The following is a 19,334-nucleotide window of genomic DNA, read 5'->3' as shown; positions in this document are numbered from 1 at the left end:
GATGTACGCGGCACGTGCGCGGGCCTCCCTGCGGGGCTGGGGCGGGGTCGGCGCGATGGCGGTCCTGTGTGCGCTGGCACTGGCGTTCGTCCTGCTGCTGCCGTACACCCAGGCCCGGCACGAGGGCGTCCGCACGGGCGTCCCGGGAGCGGCCGACGGCAGCCAGGCACGGGCCGGCGCCTGCGAGGACGCGGACGCGCAGCGGCGGACGCCGCCCCCGTCCGGCGCGGACGGGAGGACGATCGACGCCATCAAGGCCCGTACGGGCGACAGGCGCAAGCTGGTCGTGGGCGTCGACCAGAACAGCTACCGCTGGGGGTACCGCGACCCCAACAACCCGGGCGCGCGGCTGGAGGGCTTCGACATCGACCTGGTGCACAGGATCGCCGAGGACATCCTCGGGGACCCGGACGCGGTGCAGTTCAGGGCGATCCCGACCAACCGGCGCATCCTCGCGATCCGGAGCGGCCAGGTCGACATGGTGGTGCGCACGATGACCATCACCTGCGACCGGCTGCGGGAAGTGGCGTTCTCCGCGCCGTACTTCAAGACCGGACAGCAGGTCCTCGCACCCAAGTCGTCGTCCGTCACGGGCTACGACGGCTCCCTGGCGGACAAGCGGATCTGCACGGCGGCCGGTTCGACCGCGCACGCCAAGCTGGCCGCCGACCGGAAGGCGGGCGTCCTGCCCGCCTCCGCCGACATCTCCGTCACCGTCCCCAGCCAGCTCGACTGCCTGGTGCGGCTGCAGCTCGGCGAGGCCGACGCCGTGGTCACCGACGGCGCGCTCGCGGCGAGCCAGGCGGCCCAGGACCCGACCGTCGAGCTGAAGGGCGCGGCGTTCACGACCGAGTACTACGGCGTGGCGATGGAGAAGAAGGCGTCCGATCTGGTACGCCGGGTCAACCGCATCCTGGTGGACTACCGCGCGGACGGCTGGCAGGCGTCGTACGACAAGTGGCTGTCGGCGACACTGGGGAAGGACTCGGGACCCTCCGAGCCGCCCGCGCCGCAGTACGTGCGCACGAGCTGACCCGGCCGCGCGCACCCGCCGCCGACCCCGACCCCGCCCCCGACCGGAACCCCGAGCCCGACCACGACCCAGGCCAACCACACAGCAGCGAGAGGTGATCGATGGGCGTCACGGACCCCGCCGGGCCGGTGATGGACCGGGACGAGGTGGACCGGGCGCTGGCACGGCTCGGCCAGGAGCACGAGGCCATCGAGACCTCGTTGCTGGCCCTCCAGGACCACGCGGGCCGCAGGCTCCTCGAAGGGGCCGAACTGACCGGCGTCACCAAGGACCGCTGGGCGGCCACGGAGGCGTCGATCACCCTGCTGTGGACCTGCTTCGACGCGTACACGGCCGCGCTGCGCACCGCCCGGGGGATCCGCGCCCGGCGCCGCTGGTCCAGTCGCGAGGACCTGGCGGAGCTGACCGGGCTGCTGCGCGGCGAGTCGGTGACGCTCCCGGGCGACGGCGTCCTCAGCGAGAGCTTCTCGCTGGCCGCCTTGGTGGACCGGATGAACGAGCTGTACGCGACGAGCCTCGACACGGTCGTCGCCGCCGACGCCGTCTGGTCGGCGCTGCCCGCCCGGATCGATCTGCTCGCCGCGGAACTGCAGCGCACCCGCAGGCTCGCGCACTCCGTCGGCGTGCGCCCCGGCGAGCATCCGGCCGGTGACGACCTGGAGCGCATCACCCGCACGCTGACCCGGCTGCGCGAGGAGGTCGTCTCCGACCCGCTGGCCCACTGGGTGCCGGCCGAGGGCAGTTCGGCGCCCGGCGGCGGCCGTCCGGACACCACGGTGTACGACCGCGAGGCACGCGCCCTGGAGGACGTGCGGCGCGAGATCGACGCCGTGCTGACCGTGCGCCAGGACGCCGAGGCGCGGCTGATCCGGCTGCGGGACGTGCTCTCCCGCGCGGACCGCACCCTCGCCGAGGCGCGCGCCGCGCGCGGGGAGGTGCTGGCGAAGATCGCGGCGACCAGGGTGCCGGTGGTCGGCGGACCGCCGACCGTGCTGCAGGAGCAGCTGACGACGGCCGCCGAGTACCGGCGGCAGGGGCAGTGGCACCGTCTGTCCCCGCTCCTGGAGTCCCTGGAGCGGAAGGCCGAGGACGAACTGGTGCGCGCCCGCGAGTCGCTGACCGCGGTCACCGCGCCGCTCGCGGTCCGCGCCGAGCTGCGCGGCCGGCTGGACGCCTACCGGGCGAAGGTCGCCCGGCACGGGCTGGCCGAGGACCCGCTGCTGGCCGAGCGGTACGACGCGGCCCGGCGCATGCTGTGGAGCGCGCCGTGCGACCTGCGGGTGGCCGAACAGGCCGTGCTGCGTTACCAGCAGGCGGTGGCCGAGGCGCTCGGCCCCCCGCGGCCGCCGCAGGAACGGGGGCCGGAGGACCGGAGGGGGGAGCACGCGTGAGCCAGGCACGGCAGCCCTGCCAGCGGCCGGAGTGCGGGGGGACGTACGAGGACGTCGGCGGCGGTGAGCTGTACTGCGACACCTGCGGGCTCGCACCGGTCGTCTCGGCGAACGGGACGGTCGGCTCACCGCCCACCCGGATCACCAGGGAATCGGCGCGCCCCGGCGGCGCGCGCACCTCGTCGCAGCCGACACAGCAGTCGCAGCCGACACAGCGGTCACAGCAGTCACAGTCCCGGCGCTCGCTCCCCGGGCGGCTGTCGCGCGCGCAGTCGGGGAAGTCCACCGGCCGCTCGGTGTCGGTGCGCAGCTCCGGCTCCGGTGCCCCGGCGCGCGGACGGCTGGGCGCCGGGCTGGTCACGGTGCCGCAGGTGCCGCGGCCCGACCCGCGCGCGATGGTGCTGGAGAACCCGGAGGTGCCGGAGCGCAAGCGCTTCTGTTCGCGGTCGGACTGCGGGGCGCCGGTCGGCCGGGCGCGCGGGGACCGCCCCGGGCGCACCGAAGGCTTCTGCACCGAGTGCGGCCACCCGTACTCCTTCGTGCCGAAGCTGCGGGCCGGGGACGTCGTGCACGGCCAGTACGAGGTCGCGGGCTGCCTCGCGCACGGCGGCCTCGGCTGGATCTACCTCGCCGTGGACCGCGCCGTGTCCGACCGGTGGGTGGTGCTCAAGGGCCTGCTGGACACCGGCGACCAGGACGCCATGGACGCCGCGATCTCCGAGCGGCGGTTCCTGGCGGAGATCGAGCACGCCAACATCGTGCGGATCTACAACTTCGTGGAGCACCTCGACCAGCGCACCGGCTCCCTCGACGGCTACATCGTGATGGAGTACGTCGGCGGCAGGTCGCTGAGGGAGATCGCCAACGCCCGCCGCACCCCCGAAGGCCGCCGCGACCCGCTGCCGGTGGAACAGGCGTGCGCGTACGGCATCGAGGCCCTGGAGGCGCTCGGCCACCTGCACAGCCGGAACCTGCTGTACTGCGACTTCAAGGTCGACAACGCCATCCAGACCGGGGACCAGCTCAAGCTGATCGACATGGGCGCCGTGCGCCGCATGGACGACGACGAGTCGGCGATCTACGGCACGGTCGGCTACCAGGCGCCCGAGGTCGCCGGGGCCGGCCCGTCGGTGGCCAGCGACCTGTACACGGTGGGCCGCACCCTCGCCGTGCTCACCTTCGACTTCCAGGGCTACACGAACGTCTTCGCGGACCGCCTGCCCGACCCGGACACCGTCGACGTCCTCCGCCGCTACGAGTCCTTCCACCGCCTCCTCGTGCGCGCCACCGACCCCGATCCGGCCCGCCGGTTCGCCTCCGCGCAGGAGATGGCCGAGCAGCTGACCGGGGTGCTGCGCGAGGTCGTCGCCCTGCAGACCGGCCGGCCGCGGCCCGCGCTGTCGACGCTGTTCGGGCCCGAGGTCAAGGCCACCGACACGGAGCTGTTCCCCCCTCTGGACGGGGACGTGTCCCGGCTGGGGGCGCGGCGGCCCCGCACCGGCACGGCCGCCCCCGCCCCGCTCCCGCCGGCCCTCGTCAGGCCCGTCGACACGGCCGCCGCCGCCCTCGCCCTGCCGGCCCCGCTGGTCGACCCCGACGACCCCGACGCCGGTTTCCTCGCGGGCCTGCCGGCCTCCGCGCCGGCCGAACTGGTCAGCGCGCTGGACGCGGTGCCCGCGCCCACCGTCGAGACCCGGCTGCGGCAGGTCCGCGCCCGGCTGGAGGCCGGTGACCACGGGGTCGCGCTGATGTCCCTGGGCACCCTGGAGGAGGAGCGGCCCGACGACTGGCGGGTGGTGTGGCACCGGGGCGTGGCCGCCCTGGCCACCGGCGACTTCGCGGGCGCCGCCCCCGCCTTCGACGCGGTCCACGACGCCTTCCCCGGCGAGACCGCGCCCAAGCTGGCGCTCGGCCTGTGCGCGGAGGTGCTCGGCCGGCTCGACGACGCGGCCGGCTACTACCACCTGGTGTGGGCGACCGACCCGGGCTTCGTCAGCGCCGCGTTCGGGCTCGCCCGGGTGCGGCTGGCCGCCGGGGACCGGGCGGGCGCCGTCCGCACGCTGGAGTCGGTGCCGGAGTCCTCCATCCACTACACGGCCGCCCGGGTCGCGGCCGTCCGGGCCCGGCTGCGGCAGCGCACGGCGGGCGCCGGCGACGTACCGTTCCTGGACGACGTGACCGCCGCCGCCGGCCAGGTGGAGGCGCTGGACGCGTACGGTCTGGACCCGGCGCGCCGCGAGCAGTTGTCCGTCGAAGTGCTCGGTTGCGCGCTGGACTGGATACTCTCCACAGGCCGGGACGCCTCCCGGCCCGCCGTGGGCGGACGGGTGCTGCTGGGCAGCGGTCTGGACGAGCGCGGTCTGCGTTTCGGCCTGGAGCGCGCGTACCGCACGCTGGCCCGGCTGGCGCCCGGCGGTGTGGAGAGGATCGAGCTGGTGGAACGGGCCAACCGTTACCGCCCCCGGACGTGGGTGTAGTTGATGTCGCAGATGCCCCAGCAGGCCGCACGGCCGCAGTGCCCGAACTGCGCGGAGCCGTTCGAGCCGGGTGACCGGTTCTGCGGAGCGTGCGGACACGACCTCTCCGTCGTGCCCGCCGCGCCGCGGGACCACCCGACGCTCACCATGACCGGCTCCCCCGCCCCCGGGGACGGCGGGGACTGGCCCGCCGCCGAGCCGGCCGGCTCCCCCGCACCGCCCGCGCACCTGCCGACCGACCTGCCCGGCACCGACTCGGGCGGCTCCCCGCTGCCCACGGCCGAGCCCGCCCCCGGCGTGCGCTTCGACCGGGCCCCGGAGCCCGACGACTACCCGCTCCCGGCGCCCGACCTGCGCGCCGCCGCCGGTCCCGCCGAACCGGCCGGTGCCGGCACGCTGTGCGTGGCCTGCCGGTCGGGCCGGGTGGACGGCGACGGCTACTGCGAGAACTGCGGGCACGCCCAGCCCCGTGAGCGCGACCACGTGGAACGGCAGTCGGGGCCGGTCGCCGCCGTCAGCGACCGAGGCCTGCGCCACCACCGCAACGAGGACGCCTTCAGCGTCGGCCACGCCGTGCTGCCCGACGGCGCCCCGGCCGACCTCGCGATCGTCTGCGACGGCGTGTCCTCGGCGACCCGCCCCGACGCGGCCTCCCTGGCGGCCGCCCAGGCGGCCGGCGACCTGCTGCTCGCCGCCCTGCCGCGCGGCACCCACCCGCAACAGGCCATGCACGAGGCGATCGTCGCCGCCGCCCGCGCCGTCGACGCGCTGGCCGGGGAGCCCGCCACGGCCCGGGAGCAGGCCCCGCACCAGAACGCGCCGGCCTGCACCATCGTCGGCGCGATCGTCACCCCGGGACTGCTGGTCGTCGGCTGGGTCGGCGACAGCCGCGCCTACTGGGTGCCGGACGACCGCACGGCGCCCGCGGCCCGGCTGACCGAGGACGACTCCTGGGCCGCGCAGATGGTGGCGGCCGGGCTGATGAGCGAGGCGGAGGCGTACGCCGACGAGCGCGCCCACGCGATCACCGGCTGGCTCGGCGCGGACGCCTACGAACTGGAGCCGCACACCGCCTCGTTCAAGCCGGACGGGCCCGGCGTGGTGGTGGTCTGCACCGACGGCCTGTGGAACTACGCCGAGGCGGCCGAGGAGATGGCCGAGGTCGTCCCCGTGGACGCGGCCGTGCGACCGCTGTACTGCGCCCAGGTGCTGGTCGGGCACGCCCTGGACGGCGGGGGCCACGACAACGTAACAGTGGCGGTCGTGCCGTTCCCGGCGCCGCCGCAGGGGGCAGGATCGGCCTGAGCCCGCGGCGGACGGCCGCGGGCCGCACGCGCAGGCGCACGAACGGGCCGTACGAACGGGGAGTCACGGCGGACCGGAGGGGACCGGTCCGCCCGCACACGCCGCCCCGCGCCGGCGGGGTGTCCGAGGGGGATGGGAACGAGCATGGCCAATTTCGCCAAGCCGAGCGCGCCGCGGTTCTCGGTCGACGTCTACCAGAACGAGTACCTGCCGGAAGGCGGCCACGAGGTCAACGCCGTCGTCACCGTGACGGCGGCCGGGGGCGGCACCCTGGGCGCCGCCGCCCCCGCGCCCGGCCGCGCGGCGGGCCGCGGCCCCTCCGCCGCCGTGGCCCTCATGGTCGACTGTTCGGGGTCCATGGACCATCCGCCGGCGAAGATGCGCAACGCCCGCGACGCCACCGCCGCCGCGATCGACACGCTGCGCGACGACGTCCGCTTCGCGGTGATCGGCGGCACGCACGCCGCCCGGGAGGTCTATCCGGGCGGCGGGCGGCTCGCGGTCGCCGACGGCACCACCCGCGCGCAGGCCAAACAGGCGCTGCACCGGCTGACCGCGGGCGGCGGCACGGCCATCGGCACCTGGCTGCGGCTGGCCGACCGGCTGCTGTCCACGGCGGACGTCGCCATCCGGCACGGCGTCCTGCTCACCGACGGCCGCAACGAGCACGAGTCGCCGCAGGCGCTGCGGGCCGCGCTGGACGACTGCGCCGGACGGTTCACCTGCGACGCCCGCGGCGTGGGCACCGACTGGGAAGTGAAAGAAGTCACAGCGATCGCCTCCGCGCTGCTCGGCACCGCCGACATCGTCGCCGACCCGGCGGGACTGGCCGCCGACTTCACGCGGATGATGGAGGCGGCGATGGGCAAGGAGGTCGCCGACGTCGCCCTGCGGGTGTGGACGCCCGTCGGCACGACCATCCGGTTCGTGAAACAAGTGGCGCCCTCCGTGGAGGAGTTGACCACCCGGCGCACCGAGGCCGGACCGCGCGCCGGGGACTACCCGACCGGGTCCTGGGGCGACGAGTCCCGCGACTACCACCTGTGCGTCGAGGTACCGCCGGCCGGCCTCGGCCGGGAGATGCTCGCCGCGCGCGTCTCGCTGGTCGTCCCGCAACCGGGCGGAACGGCGCAGGACCTGGGCGCCCAGGGGCTCGTACGGGCCGTGTGGACCGACGACGTGGCGGCCTCGACCTCCATGAACCCCCAGGTCGCCCACTACACCGGGCAGGCCGAACTGGCACGGGTCATCCAACAGGGGATCGACCTCCGCAAAGCGGGCGATTTCGATGGCGCGACGGCCAAATTGGGGCGGGCGGTCCAGCTCGCCGGCGCCTCGGGGAACGCGGATACTGCGAAACTGCTTGCGAAGGTGGTGGACGTGGTCGATGCCGCGACGGGTACTGTGCGGTTGAAGGCCGAGGTCGCCGAGGCCGACGAGATGACCCTGGAGACCCGGTCCACGAAGACCGTCCGTGTGAAGAAATGACATCGCTGGACCAAGCAGGGCCCTGAAGGAGAGGGGGAAGCGCCGACATGCCGACCTGCCCGAACGGACACCAGTCGGGTTCCGACGACTGGTGCGAGGTCTGCGGTCACCGCATGGCCGGTGCCGTACCTCCGCCCCCGCCGCCCCCGCCCGGTGGTGGCTACGGCTTCCCGCCGCCCGCGGGCCCCGGCGTCCCGGGCGGCGGCCGGCCCGGCGGGCGCCCGCACCCGTCGGCGGTGCCCGGCGCGGAGCCGGAGCTGTGCCCGCAGTGCCGCACGCCCCGCGAGGGCGGCGCGCCCTTCTGCGAGGAGTGCCGGTGGAACTTCCTGACCAACACGGCCACCTCGTACACCCCGGCGGCCCCGCGCTCGCCGCAGCCCCGCTTCCAGCCGCCGAGCACGACCTACGGCGGCGGTGACGGGTACGACTACCAGGATTCGCGGCCCTCGCGGGTGAACCGGCCCGCCGAGCCGATCCCGTCCTTCGGCGGCGAGCCGTCCGGCCCCACCCCGTTCGCCGGGGAACGCGGCCCGTCGGCCCCGCAAACCGCCCCGGGCCGGGGCGGTCCGGACGGTCCGTCCGGCTTCGGCGGGCAGCGGCCCTCCGGCCCCGCGCCGGACTTCGGCCGGGGCCGGGAACAGGGACCCGACGGCTTCGGCGGCCACGGCGGCTCCGGGGGACCCGGCGGCCCTCCCGGCTACGGCGGCGGTCAGGAACGGAACCCCGGCGGCCCGGGTGGCCCCGGCGGACCCCCCGGCTACGGCGGCGGCCAGGGACAGAACTCCGGCCGTTACGGCGGACCCGGGGGACCCGGCGGGCACTCCGCTCCGCCGCCCTTCGGGCGTGAGCCCTCGGGCTTCGGGGCGGACCCCTCCCGGACCGTCCCGCCGCCCGGGCCGGGCGGTCCCGGCGGTGCGGCCGACGGCGCCCCGCAGGCGTTCCGGCAGTCCGGCCCGCCCGCACCGCCCGCCTTCCCGCGGGAGACCGGCCGGCCCCCGGCCGACGGTCCGTCCTTCGGCGGCGGTGACGACGACTGGGTGCTCCCCCCGCCGTCGTCCGCCGGGCACGGCGGGCGCGGCGGGCACGGCGGTTCCGGTGGGCAAGGCGGTCCCGGCGCCCAGGGCGGCTACGGCTACCCGCAGCCCGGCGCGACCCAGGCCCCGCCCGGCTCCGGCTTCCCGCGGGCCCGGCAGGGCCCGGTCACCTGGACGGCGACCATCGGCCCGGACCGCGACTACTTCATGGCGATGATGCAGCGCTCGGGTCCGGAGGCCGCGGGTCTGAACCTGCCCGCCTACTCGCCCGAGCAGCAGCGCACGCTCACCGGCACCCAGGTCACCATCGGCCGCCGCCGGCACTCCACCGGCGACACCCCCGACATCGACCTGTCGGTGCCGCCGGAGGACCCGGGCGTCTCGCACCAGCACGCGGTGCTGGTGCAGCAGTCCGACGGCAGTTGGGCGGTCGTCGACCAGAACTCGACGAACGGCACCACGGTCAACGGCTCGGACGAGCCGATCCAGCCGTTCGTGCCGGTGCCGCTGCAGGACGGCGACCGGGTGCACGTCGGCGCCTGGACGACGATCACGATCCGCCGGGGCTGAGCCGGCGGGTCGCGGGGGTCCGCGGAGGGGCGCGGGAGATCACGACAGGGGCCAGGTGCACGGCCCCTCCGGGTCGTCCAGCCAGGCCCACGCCCGCCCGCCGGCGACCGTGACGCCGTACCGTTCGCGGTCCGGCATCCCCTCGCGCTCCCACAGCGCGTACGCCTCCTCGGCCGGCAGGGTGCCCCGGGTCAGCTCCAGCAGGAAGTGGAACGGCTCCTGCCCCCGGGCCCGGCCCGGCAGCCCGGCCACGGACACGGTGTCCGGCCGCGCCCGGCCCTCGCCGCGCAGCGGCACGAAGAAGGCGGCCGTGGACAGGAAGCGGCCCTCGGCGTGCCCGGCGTCCCGGACGGTGAGGGCGAGCAGGCCGGTGGCGAGCGGGGTCAGGACGCGGGCGCCGGGACGGCACTGGGCGAGCCAGGCCCGCGGCACCGTGGGCAGCGCGCAGGTGGCGATGATCCGGTCGAAGGGGGCGCGTTCGGGCACCCCGCGCGCTCCGTCGCCGGTGACGACGGCCGGGTGGTGGCCGGCGGCGGCCAGGTGCTGCCGGGCCGACTCGGTGATCTCCGGCTCCAGGTCGATCGTGGTGACCAGGCCGTCGTCGCCGAGCCGGTGGGCCAGCAGGGCCGCGTTGTAACCGGTGCCCGCGCCTACCTCCAGGACCCGGTCGCCGTCCGCGACGCGCAGGGCGGTCAGCATGCGCGCCATCAGTGAGGGCTGGCTGCTGGAGGAGAGCAGTTCGCCGTCGCGCAGCCGGGTGGCCAGCGGGACGTCGGCGTAGGCGCCGCGCACCCAGCGCCGGCGCGCCTCCGGGTCCGGGCTCTCGCCCCAGCGTCGCTCGTAGCCGCCCCTGATCCCGACGTAGTAGTAGGGCACGAACAGGTGCCGGGGCACCCGGGCGAACGCCTCCCGCCACACCGGGTCCGCGGCCCAGGCGCCGTCGGCGTCGATCTCGCGCACCAGCGCGGCCCGCGCCTCGGCGGCGAGGCCCTCGATCTCCGTGTCGTAGGCGCCCATGGGTCCACAGTAGGGGTGAGTCGCGCCGGGTGGCCCGGGGCCGGAGCGCCGGACCGCGGGTCTGAGACCATGGGGGGGTGAATGAGATCCGGCGCGGCACGCTTCAGGAGCAGACCTTCTACGAGCAGGTCGGCGGGGAGGACACCTTCCGCCGGCTCGTCCACCGTTTCTACGAGGGAGTCGCCGAGGACCCGGTCCTGCGGCCGATGTACCCCGAGGAGGACCTGGGCCCGGCCGAGGAGCGGCTGGTCCTGTTCCTCATCCAGTACTGGGGCGGCCCCACCACCTACAGCGACAACCGCGGCCACCCCCGCCTGCGCATGCGGCACGCCCCGTTCACGGTGGACCGGGCGGCGCACGACGCGTGGCTGCGGCACATGCGGGCGGCCGTGGACGAGCTGGGGCTGTCCGAGGAGCACGAGCGGACGCTGTGGAACTACCTCACGTACGCGGCCCGGTCGATGGTGAACACCCCGGACTGACCGGACCGGACCGGGCGCACCGCCTGCGTCCCCCCGCACCGCCCTCACCGACCGCACGGCTCTCACCGACCGCCACACTGCCCGGAGCGGACGGGCGGGCGGATCGGAGGGGAGGGGGCGGGACGGGGCGGACCGTCCGCGCGGGGGAAAAACCGGCTCGCACCCGTCGCCCCGTCGCCCCGCCCGCTGCCGGGCTCAGCGCACGCTGACGCCGAGGGTGCCGAGACCCGAGCGGCGGACGGCGACGGAGCCGTAGGCGGTGCGCAGCCTGAGCCACGCGCCCGAGGAGAACAGCCCGGTGTCGGCCGGGTCCGCTCCCGGGCGCAGGAAGCCGAGGGCCTGGGCCGCGTGCACGGCCCGTACCGGCAGCCGGGTCCGCGCGATCTCGCGGGACCAGATGTCCCGCCCGATCCGGTCCAGTTCCGCCCGGGTCCGCCGCTCGGGCGCCAACTCCGCGGTGCGGGAGCGGAATTCGGTGACCGCCGCGGCGACGGTCGCGCGCAGCGCGTCCGGGGCGGGCAGCCCCGGCTCGGGCCGCCAGCCGCCGCGCGGCGGCAGCACGCCGGCCCAGGGCGGACCGGTGACCGCGGCCGGCACGCCGGCGGTGGCCGTCCGCTCGTCCACCGACTCCAGGAACTCGCCCGCGGAGACGGTCACGTCGAGCGCGGTCTCCAACCCGTCCTCGTACGGCTTGGCCAGCCGCACCGCGCGGATGGCCAGCACCTCGAAGGACGCGGGCCGCCCGAACACGGCGAGGGCCGTCCCGGCCGCCTGCAGGCGCACCGCGGCGGACCGGTCGTAGTGGAGCAGCCGGGAGAGGAAGGCGGCGAGGTCGGCCGTCTCCGTCCCGTCGGCCAGGGAGAGGGCCGTCATGCGGCGACGGCCTCCTCCTCGCCGCCGGAGGCGCCGGTCGCGGCGGTCTCGCCGGGCGCGTCCATGTACTCGCCGAGGAACTCACGCTCCTCGTCGGTGATCCGGCGCGGCCGCTGGGTCTCGAAGTCGAACGGCACGATGACCGTCGAGGCCCGTACGTAGACGAGGTCGCCGTCCTTCACCTCGTAGGCGATGGTGAAGGACGCGGCCCGGATCTGCGTGACCCACAGCTCGATGTCCACCGGCTCGTGCCGGTGGACGAGCTGCCGCTTGTAGTCGATCTCGTGGCGCGCCACCACAGACCCCTGCCGGAAGTCCTTGTCCGGGCGGAACAGGAAGTCGATACGGGCTTCCTCCAGGTAGCGGAGGAAGACCACGTTGTTGACGTGGCCGTACGCGTCCATGTCCGCCCAGCGCAGCGGGCAGCGGTAGATGTGCCGCAAGATCGATCAGCCCCGGGTCAGCTTCTTGTAGGTGGCGCGGTGCGGACGGGCGGCGTCCGCGCCCAGCCGCTCGATCTTGTTCTTCTCGTACGACTCGAAGTTGCCCTCGAACCAGAACCACCGCGACTCGCCCTCGTAGGCGAGGATGTGCGTGGCGACGCGGTCCAGGAACCACCGGTCGTGGGAGACGACCACGGCGCAGCCGGGGAAGTCCAGCAGGGCGTTCTCCAGGCTGGACAGGGTCTCCACGTCCAGGTCGTTGGTGGGCTCGTCGAGGAGCAGCAGGTTGCCGCCCTGCTTGAGGGTGAGCGCCAGGTTGAGCCGGTTGCGCTCACCGCCGGACAGGACGCCGGCGGGCTTCTGCTGGTCCGGTCCCTTGAAGCCGAACGCGGACACGTAGGCGCGGGACGGCATCTCGACCTGGCCGACGTTGATGTAGTCGAGCCCGTCGGACACGACCTCCCACAGCGTCTTCTTCGGATCGATGTTGGCGCGGCTCTGGTCGACGTACGAGATCTTGACGGTCTCGCCGACCTTGATGTCGCCGGAGTCCGGGTTCTCCAGGCCCTGGATCATCTTGAACAGCGTGGTCTTGCCCGCGCCGTTCGGTCCGATCACGCCCACGATGCCGTTCCTCGGCAGGGTGAACGACAACCCGTCCACCAGCACCTTCTCGCCGAAGGCCTTGTGCAGGTCGTTGACCTCGACCACGACGTTGCCGAGCCGCGGCCCCGGCGGGATCTGGATCTCCTCGAAGTCCAGCTTCCGCATCTTCTCGGCCTCGGCGGCCATCTCCTCGTACCGCGCGAGACGGGCCTTGGACTTGGCCTGCCGCCCCTTGGCGTTCGACCGCACCCACTCCAGCTCTTCCTTGAGCCGCTTCTGCCGCTTGGCGTCCTTCTGGCCCTCGACCTTCAGGCGGGTGGCCTTGGTCTCCAGGTACTTGGAGTAGTTGCCCTCGTAGCCGTGCAGGCGGCCGCGGTCGACCTCGCAGATCCAGCCGGCGACGTTGTCCAGGAAGTACCGGTCGTGGGTGACGGCGACGACGGTGCCCTCGTACTTGGCGAGGTGCTGCTCCAGCCAGTTCACCGACTCGGCGTCGAGGTGGTTGGTGGGCTCGTCGAGGAGCAGCAGGTCGGGGGCCTCCAGCAGCAGCTTGCAGAGCGCCACGCGGCGCTTCTCGCCACCGGAGAGGTTGACGACGGGCCAGTCGCCGGGCGGGCAGCCCAGGGCGTCCATGGCCTGCTCCAGCTGGGCGTCGAGGTCCCAGGCGCCCGCGTGGTCCAGCTCCTCCTGGAGCTTGCCCATCTCGTCGAGGAGCGCGTCCGAGTAGTCGGTCGCCATCTGCTCGGCGATCTCGTTGAACCGGTCGAGCTTGCCCTTGATCTCGGCGACACCCTCCTGGACGTTCTCCAGGACGGTCTTCTCCTCGTTCAGCGGGGGCTCCTGGAGCAGGATGCCGACGCTGTAGCCGGGCGAGAGGAACGCATCGCCGTTCGAGGGCTGCTCCAGCCCCGCCATGATCTTCAGCACGGTCGACTTGCCGGCGCCGTTCGGGCCGACCACGCCGATCTTCGCCCCCGGCAGGAAGCTCAGAGTGACGTCGTCGAGGATCACCTTGTCGCCGTGCGCTTTGCGCGCCTTGCGCATGGTGTAAATGAACTCAGCCAAGAGAAACCGTCCGGCAGTTTGAAATCTGGCAGTGGGCAGATACACCCCATCTTGCCTGACGGCCAGCCTTGGGTGGTAACTCGCCGGAACGGGGGGCTGTGAGCTGGGGTTTCGCCGGCGCGTCGGCGCACCGGTCCAGGTCCGGCGGGTTCACCGGCCACTCGAACGGCCGGGAGCGGCCGTCCGCCGGGGCGCCGACCGAAGGCGCGGTCGGGGCCGCGGTGGGCCCGGCTCCGGCAGTGGCGCGGCGCGGCGCGGCGACCCGATGGGACGGCGAACCGGACGGTCACGGCAGGCCGCCCGACCGCGCGCAGGCGGGCGTGGAGCGGAGAGGGCAGGATTCGAACCTGCGTGGGCCGCCGGGGCGGCCCGACCTCGAGACGTGCTCGTCGGTCCCCGATCAACCACTCCGGGCACCTCTCCCCGTGTCCGGCCTCCGGTGTCCCGTGCCGTTCACGTGCACCACGGTGACAGGGTTCCCTGACGGGGGGCTGACACCTCCCTGACCGGGGCCACCGGAGCCCGCCGGCGGCCGTCGGGAGGGCGCGTGACGGCCTTCCGACGGGCGGGGGCGGGTGGGTGCGGCTGGGTGCGGGTGGGTGCCGGGGCGGTCACGGACACCGTCCACTCTTTGGCGCAATCAGGCGTTGCCTCTCCGTTGAGGGGCCAGCAGCCTGGGTCTGCGGGAGCGCTCCCACGCCTTCGGCACCCCCATGGACAACCCCGCCCTTCCCCCACGGAGAGAGACAGATCATGCATTGTCATGAGCATGTATATCGCATGCGGAGCCGCCTGACACTCGTCCTGGGCACTCTCGCCGCGGTGCTGGCCGGCCTGATCACCTGGAGTGGGACGGCCTCCGCCCACGGCTCGGTCGTGGACCCGGCCTCGCGCAACTACGGCTGCTGGCTGCGCTGGGGCGGCGACTTCCAGAATCCGGCGATGGCCCAGCAGGACCCCATGTGCTGGCAGGCATGGCAGGACAACCCCAACGCCATGTGGAACTGGAACGGCCTGTACCGCAACGGCTCCGCCGGCAACTTCCAGGCCGTCGTCCCGAACGGCCAGCTGTGCAGCGGCGGCCGGACCGAGGGCGGACGTTACAACTCGCTGGACACCGTGGGGCCGTGGAAGACCACGGACATCGGCGCCAACTTCACGGTCAAGCTGAACGACCAGGCCAGCCACGGCGCGGACTACTTCCTGGTCTACGTCACCCGGCAGGGTTTCGACCCCACCGCCCAGCCGTTGACCTGGAACGACCTGCAACTGGTCACCCGGACCGGCAGGTACGCGCCCAGCCAGACCTACTCGATCCCCGTGACCACGTCCGGTTACAGCGGTCGCCACGTCGTCTACACGATCTGGCAGGCGTCGCACATGGACCAGACCTACTTCCTGTGCAGTGACGTGAACTTCCGCTGACCCGACCTGACCGGTCACCGGTCACCGGTCACGTCCCGGACGCGGCCCGCCCTCCGGCCGGGCCGCGTCCGCCCCCGTCCCATCCACGGCCTGCCAGTAGGAGGCGCACATGCCCACTCTCGTCCCGCGATCACTGCGCAGACCCTGGACGGTGGCCGCGGCCGTCGTCGCACTGGCCGTGTCGCTCCTCGTCGCGGTGCCCGCCAGCGGCGCCGGCGCGGCGTCCGGCTGCCGGGTCGACTACACCGTCAACGAGTGGAGCGGCGGCTACACCGCCCAGGTGCGCGTCACCAACCTCGGTGCCGCGCTCAGCGGCTGGCGGCTGACCTGGACGTACGGCGGCGACCAGCACGTCACCTCCGCCTGGAACGCGACCGTCACCCAGACCGGCCGCGCCGTGACCGCCGCCAGTACGGACTGGAACGGATCGCTCGCCGACGGCGGCAGCGCCGACTTCGGCCTGCAGGGCACCTGGCAGTCGGCCGACCCCGCACCCACCGACTTCAGCCTCAACGGCGTGTCCTGCGGCGGCGACGGCACCACACCGCCGACCACACCTCCCACGACGCCGGGCACCCCTCCCCCGACGCAGCCCCCCGCGAGCTGCGGCAACGCCGCCGTCTGCACGGACTTCGAGGACCAGAGCGGTCCGGCACCGTCCGGCAACTGGCGGTTCACCGCGCCCGACTGCCAGGGCACGGGCACGGCCGCCGTCGACACGGCCGTCGCGCACAGCGGCGCGAAATCGCTGCGGATCGACGGGCGGGCCGGCTACTGCAACCACGCCTTCGTCGCCGCCTCCGCCGACCTGTCCTCCGTCGGCCCGGTGCTGTACGTCCGCATGTGGATGCGGCACACCACCGCGCTCCCGGCCTCGCACGTCACCTTCGTGTCGATGCCGGACACCTCCCAGGCCGGCCGGTCGCTTCGGGTCGGCGGCCAGAACGGTGCCCTGCAGTGGAACCGGGAGAGCGACGACGCCACGCTCCCCGCGCAGAGCCCGGCCGGGGTGGCGCTGAGCAGGCCGCTGCCGACGGGGAGCTGGCAGTGCCTGCGGTTCGCGGTCGACACCTCCGCGCCCAAGCTCGACACCTGGCTCAACGACGCGCAGGTGCCGGGACTGCACGCCGACGGCGTGCCGACGCAGGACGTCGACCAGCAGTGGCTGTCCCGGACCACCCCGCCCAGGCCGACCGCCCTGCGGCTGGGCTGGGAGAGCTACGGCACCGGCGACGACACCCTGTGGTTCGACGACGTGGCCGTCGGCTCCTCCCCCATCGGCTGCTGACCGTCCCGCCCCGGCCGCCCCGCGGCCGCCCCACCCGGTGCTGCGGGCGGGGCGGTCCCGGTGAGCCGGTCCCCACCGGGACGCGCCGCCGGCCATGACCCCCCTCCGGGTGGGTACACCGGGCTCGTCCGGTGGAAGGAACCCCGGCACGCGGCGAGCATGGTGGAACCGGTTCTCGGACACGGCCTGCGCCGCGACGGGGTCGTCGAGCGGAGGGACGCAGATCATGACCTGGGACAGCGGGCCCGGAACCGCCGTGGTGACCGGGGCGTCGTCGGGGATCGGCGCCGAGTACGCCGGGCAGCTCGCCGTGCGCGGCTGGGACCTGGTGCTCGTCGCCCGCCGCGACGAGCGCCTGACCGCGCTGCGGGACGAGGTGCGCGGGCGGACGCGGGACACGGTGGAGGTGGAGACGCTGGTGGCCGACCTGTCCCGGCCGGACGACCTCGCCCGGGTCGCGCGGCGGGTCGCCGCCCAGGACGTGTCACTGCTGGTGAACAACGCCGGGATCAACGGATACGGGCCCTTCACCGAGGCCGAACCCGAGCTGCTGGCCAAGGTGGTCGAGGTGAACGTCGTGGCGCCCACCGCGCTGAGCCGCGCCGCCCTGCCCGGCATGCTGGCCCGCGGACGGGGCGCGGTGATCAACGTGGCCTCGCTGCTGGCGTTCGCCGGCGGCCTCCCGCCCGGGCCGCTCCCCCACCGGGCCGTCTACGGCGGCACCAAGGGGTACGTGGTGACGTTCACCAGGACCCTCGCCGCCGAACTGGCCGGCACGCCGGTGCGGGTGCAGGTCGTCTGCCCCGGCCTGACCGCCACCGAGTTCCACCTCGGCCGGGGCGAGACGCCGGTGCCGGGCGCGCCGCGCACCCACGACGACGGCGGGATGCCCGCGGCCGACGTCGTCACCGCCTCCCTCGCGGCGCTGTCGGCCGGGGAGGTCGTGTGCGTGCCCGGTCTGCGGGACGCCTCCGCGGTGGACCGCCTCGCCGCGGCGGAACTCGGTCTGCGCGACGGCTCCGGGCCTTCGCTCGCCTCCCGCTACCGGACGGTGGAACATCCCGGCGCCTGACCGTCCCCGGCCGTCCTCCAGCCCCGGCGCACCACGCTCGCCGGACGGCCGGACGGCATCGCCCGCCGTGCCGCCCGCACCCGTACGGCGGGCGACCGGCCGGGGCGGCCCCGGGGCGACCCGCCGGCCGCCCCGTCACGCGCCGGGTCGCGCCTCCCGCTTGCGGAGCACCACGAGCACCGCGCCTCCGATCACGACCAGGCCTATCGCCACGCCCGCGATCAGCGGGGTGAGCGCGGAGCCGCCCGTGGCGGCGAGGTCGGTGCCCTCGGGGACGGCGGTACCGCCCACCACGGCGGGGCTGGGACCGCCGAGGGCCTGGGTGGTCTCCGTGGTCACCGCGCCCTGGGTCCGGCAGTCCAGGACGCCGGTGACGCGCTGGCCGAAACCGTTCGGGCCGGTGACCGTGAAGTCGTAGGCCTGGTCCTCCTGGAGCGGGACGGTGACCGTGCGGGAGGCTGCGGCCGGGACGGTGTGCTCGGCGCCCATCAGCCCGAAGGTGAAGGGCCGGTCACCGGTGTTGGCCGCGGTGATGTCGACACCGCCCCCGGCACAGTCCTTCCGGGCCGACACGGCCGGTACGGCTCCCTCGGCCGCCCAGGTGGCGCCCGCGGTCGCGGAGACCGTGGACTCGCTGGAACCCGCCAGGACCTGGGTCTGGCTGCGACTCTCGGAGGCGAAGGCGCGGCCCACCGGCACGGTGGTGGAGGCCTGCACGGTCAGCTGGGCCGTCCCGTCCGCGGCGTCCTCGGGGATGTCGACGTACAGCCGGCTGCCGTCCTTCGCCGACGTGATCACCTTGCCGGTCCGGTCGACGATCCGCACCCCGCTGGTGGCCGCGTCCGCTGGCGGGGTGACCGTCACGCTGCGGGCGTTGGTGTGGACGGTCACCGGGCCGAGCGGCCCGCCGGGCCGGCCGGAGACCGCGGGCGGGTCCAGGGTCAGCGAGGCCTGCGGCTCCGCGCCACCGCGGGCGCTCTCCTCCAGGTAGTCGGCGAGCTCCTCGGCCTGCGGGTCGACGGCGTCGACGTCCGCCCCGTCGGAGTAGCGCCAGATGGCCACCTGGGTGCCCGCCGCCGCGTCCTGCTCGGTGAGGCCGTGCACGCCCGCCCGCCGGGCCAGCGCGGCGAGGTCGTTGACCTGGGGATAGGAGTGCTGCAGGATCCACCGGATCCGGCCGGCGTCCTTGTTGGTGCCCAGCGAGGTACCGCTCCAGGACGTCTCCTGGTAACGGGCGTCGCGCTGGGTGGGGTTGTGGATGTCGACGCAGTACGTCTGCAGGGTGCCGCCGCCGTCCACGGACATCTCGAACAGGCCCGCGGACACTCTCAGGTCCCCGTCGTCCTCGTGGATCACGGCCTCGCCGTAGGTCTTCAGACCGTTGATCGTGGCCGTCGCCCCACCCGGGGCCTGCGGCGCGCCGTCGGCCACGGCCGTACCGGCACCCGTCAGCATGCTCGCCGCCACCAGACCGGACACCAGCGTCCCGGTGCCGAGGCGGGCCGCTGTGACGGACCGGGTGAACCCAGAGAACGCAGCAAGCACAGAATTCCCCTTCGAGCAGGACCCGTTGGACGTGGGGGACGGTCCCACCAGCAGAATCGGCAGCCCCAAGGGGCACGCCCGGCATCCTATGGATCACGCGGACCCCGTCGGACGGTCGGATCGTCCGACGAACGATCCGATCCGCAATCGTTATCGCCGACACGGCGGGTGGACCGTTCTTATCGACAAATCCACCGGTTCGTGCGGGGCGTTCCCGGGT

15 protein-coding genes and 1 pseudogene are annotated in these 19,334 nt (G+C 74.5%); 10 read left to right on the top strand and 6 right to left on the bottom strand.

Features of this window, described 5'->3' with window-relative positions; all coding sequences use genetic code 11:
* Nucleotide 1: 1 nt before the first annotated feature.
* The 6 genes from QQY24_RS20515 to QQY24_RS20490 all read left to right on the top strand — a co-directional run bounded on the left by QQY24_RS20515 (nucleotide 2) and on the right by QQY24_RS20490 (nucleotide 9,298).
* Entirely contained in the window at nucleotides 2-1,033 is a 1,032-nt protein-coding gene (locus QQY24_RS20515) for a glutamate ABC transporter substrate-binding protein (RefSeq protein ID WP_301976304.1), read from the top strand.
* A 101-nt stretch (nucleotides 1,034-1,134) separates the two neighbouring features.
* Nucleotides 1,135-2,424, top strand: a complete 1,290-nt coding sequence (locus QQY24_RS20510; RefSeq protein ID WP_301974146.1) for a hypothetical protein — start codon at nucleotides 1,135-1,137, stop codon at nucleotides 2,422-2,424.
* The gene (locus QQY24_RS20505; protein ID WP_301974145.1) at nucleotides 2,421-4,901 is read left to right on the top strand and encodes a serine/threonine-protein kinase; all 2,481 of its coding nucleotides are present in this window, start codon (nucleotides 2,421-2,423) and stop codon (nucleotides 4,899-4,901) included. Before QQY24_RS20510 ends, QQY24_RS20505 begins: the two co-directional genes overlap by 4 nt.
* Nucleotides 4,902-4,904: 3 nt before the next feature.
* A complete protein-coding gene (locus tag QQY24_RS20500) occupies nucleotides 4,905-6,206 on the top strand; it encodes a PP2C family serine/threonine-protein phosphatase (protein ID WP_301974144.1) in 1,302 nt (433 codons plus the stop codon).
* 144 nt (nucleotides 6,207-6,350) lie between these two features.
* Entirely contained in the window at nucleotides 6,351-7,694 is a 1,344-nt protein-coding gene (locus QQY24_RS20495; protein ID WP_301974143.1) for a VWA domain-containing protein, read from the top strand.
* Nucleotides 7,695-7,741: 47 nt separating this feature from the next.
* On the top strand, nucleotides 7,742-9,298 hold the full coding sequence (locus QQY24_RS20490; RefSeq protein WP_301974141.1) for an FHA domain-containing protein: 1,557 nt from the start codon (nucleotides 7,742-7,744) through the stop codon (nucleotides 9,296-9,298).
* Nucleotides 9,299-9,337: 39 nt separating this feature from the next.
* Here QQY24_RS20490 and QQY24_RS20485 read toward each other — a convergent pair whose 3' ends face one another.
* On the bottom strand, nucleotides 9,338-10,315 hold the full coding sequence (locus tag QQY24_RS20485; RefSeq protein WP_301974140.1) for a methyltransferase domain-containing protein: 978 nt from the start codon (nucleotides 10,313-10,315) through the stop codon (nucleotides 9,338-9,340).
* Between the two features lie 77 nt (nucleotides 10,316-10,392).
* Here QQY24_RS20485 and QQY24_RS20480 point away from each other — a divergent pair, with 77 nt between their 5' ends.
* Nucleotides 10,393-10,797 carry a globin gene (locus tag QQY24_RS20480; RefSeq protein WP_301974139.1) on the top strand — a complete coding sequence of 135 codons (405 nt, stop codon included), beginning with the start codon at nucleotides 10,393-10,395 and terminating at the stop codon, nucleotides 10,795-10,797.
* Nucleotides 10,798-10,992: 195 nt separating this feature from the next.
* Here the strand turns inward: QQY24_RS20480 and QQY24_RS20475 are convergent, their stop codons facing one another.
* The 4 genes and pseudogenes from QQY24_RS20475 to QQY24_RS20460 form a co-directional block, all read right to left on the bottom strand.
* On the bottom strand, nucleotides 10,993-11,670 hold the full coding sequence (locus QQY24_RS20475) for a hypothetical protein (protein ID WP_301974138.1): 678 nt from the start codon (nucleotides 11,668-11,670) through the stop codon (nucleotides 10,993-10,995).
* Entirely contained in the window at nucleotides 11,667-12,113 is a 447-nt protein-coding gene (locus QQY24_RS20470) for a thioesterase family protein (protein WP_301974137.1), read from the bottom strand. The genes QQY24_RS20475 and QQY24_RS20470 overlap by 4 nt, the downstream gene beginning before the upstream one ends.
* A gap of 6 nt (nucleotides 12,114-12,119) precedes the next feature.
* A complete protein-coding gene (gene ettA / locus QQY24_RS20465; RefSeq protein WP_301974136.1) occupies nucleotides 12,120-13,784 on the bottom strand; it encodes an energy-dependent translational throttle protein EttA in 1,665 nt (554 codons plus the stop codon).
* Nucleotides 13,785-14,110: 326 nt separating this feature from the next.
* A pseudogene (locus QQY24_RS20460) lies at nucleotides 14,111-14,207 on the bottom strand.
* A gap of 330 nt (nucleotides 14,208-14,537) precedes the next feature.
* On the opposite strand from QQY24_RS20460, the gene QQY24_RS20455 reads away from it, so the two are divergent.
* From QQY24_RS20455 to QQY24_RS20445, 3 genes are all read left to right on the top strand, one after another.
* A complete protein-coding gene (locus QQY24_RS20455; protein WP_301974135.1) occupies nucleotides 14,538-15,209 on the top strand; it encodes a lytic polysaccharide monooxygenase in 672 nt (223 codons plus the stop codon).
* Between the two features lie 109 nt (nucleotides 15,210-15,318).
* Nucleotides 15,319-16,497, top strand: a complete 1,179-nt coding sequence (locus QQY24_RS20450; RefSeq protein ID WP_301974134.1) for a cellulose-binding domain-containing protein — start codon at nucleotides 15,319-15,321, stop codon at nucleotides 16,495-16,497.
* A 226-nt stretch (nucleotides 16,498-16,723) separates the two neighbouring features.
* Nucleotides 16,724-17,569 (top strand): SDR family oxidoreductase, encoded by an 846-nt coding sequence (locus QQY24_RS20445; RefSeq protein ID WP_301974133.1) that lies wholly within the window; start codon nucleotides 16,724-16,726, stop codon nucleotides 17,567-17,569.
* A gap of 135 nt (nucleotides 17,570-17,704) precedes the next feature.
* Here the strand turns inward: QQY24_RS20445 and QQY24_RS20440 are convergent, their stop codons facing one another.
* The gene (locus QQY24_RS20440; protein WP_301976303.1) at nucleotides 17,705-19,024 is read right to left on the bottom strand and encodes a Cys-Gln thioester bond-forming surface protein; all 1,320 of its coding nucleotides are present in this window, start codon (nucleotides 19,022-19,024) and stop codon (nucleotides 17,705-17,707) included.
* Between the last annotated feature and the right edge of the window lie 310 nt (nucleotides 19,025-19,334).

Origin of the sequence: Streptomyces sp. TG1A-8, assembly GCF_030499535.1 — a bacterium.
Classification (GTDB): Bacteria; Actinomycetota; Actinomycetes; order Streptomycetales; family Streptomycetaceae; genus Streptomyces.
Note: the sequence above shows the minus strand (reverse complement) of the source record. Positions and strands in the feature narration are given on the sequence as shown.

Excerpts from the sequence above, each read along its gene's own strand:
- QQY24_RS20475 (WP_301974138.1), bottom strand. The coding sequence starts at position 11,670 with ATGACGGCCCTCTCCCTGGCCGACGGGACGGAGACGGCCGACCTCGCC.
- QQY24_RS20450 (WP_301974134.1), top strand. The coding sequence starts at position 15,319 with ATGCCCACTCTCGTCCCGCGATCACTGCGCAGACCCTGGACGGTGGCC.
- QQY24_RS20445 (WP_301974133.1), top strand. The coding sequence starts at position 16,724 with ATGACCTGGGACAGCGGGCCCGGAACCGCCGTGGTGACCGGGGCGTCG.
- QQY24_RS20455 (WP_301974135.1), top strand. The coding sequence starts at position 14,538 with ATGCATTGTCATGAGCATGTATATCGCATGCGGAGCCGCCTGACACTC.
- QQY24_RS20485 (WP_301974140.1), bottom strand. The coding sequence starts at position 10,315 with ATGGGCGCCTACGACACGGAGATCGAGGGCCTCGCCGCCGAGGCGCGG.
- QQY24_RS20500 (WP_301974144.1), top strand. The coding sequence starts at position 4,905 with ATGTCGCAGATGCCCCAGCAGGCCGCACGGCCGCAGTGCCCGAACTGC.
- QQY24_RS20490 (WP_301974141.1), top strand. The coding sequence starts at position 7,742 with ATGCCGACCTGCCCGAACGGACACCAGTCGGGTTCCGACGACTGGTGC.
- QQY24_RS20510 (WP_301974146.1), top strand. The coding sequence starts at position 1,135 with ATGGGCGTCACGGACCCCGCCGGGCCGGTGATGGACCGGGACGAGGTG.
- QQY24_RS20495 (WP_301974143.1), top strand. The coding sequence starts at position 6,351 with ATGGCCAATTTCGCCAAGCCGAGCGCGCCGCGGTTCTCGGTCGACGTC.
- QQY24_RS20440 (WP_301976303.1), bottom strand. The coding sequence starts at position 19,024 with ATGCTGACGGGTGCCGGTACGGCCGTGGCCGACGGCGCGCCGCAGGCC.
- QQY24_RS20515 (WP_301976304.1), top strand. The coding sequence starts at position 2 with ATGTACGCGGCACGTGCGCGGGCCTCCCTGCGGGGCTGGGGCGGGGTC.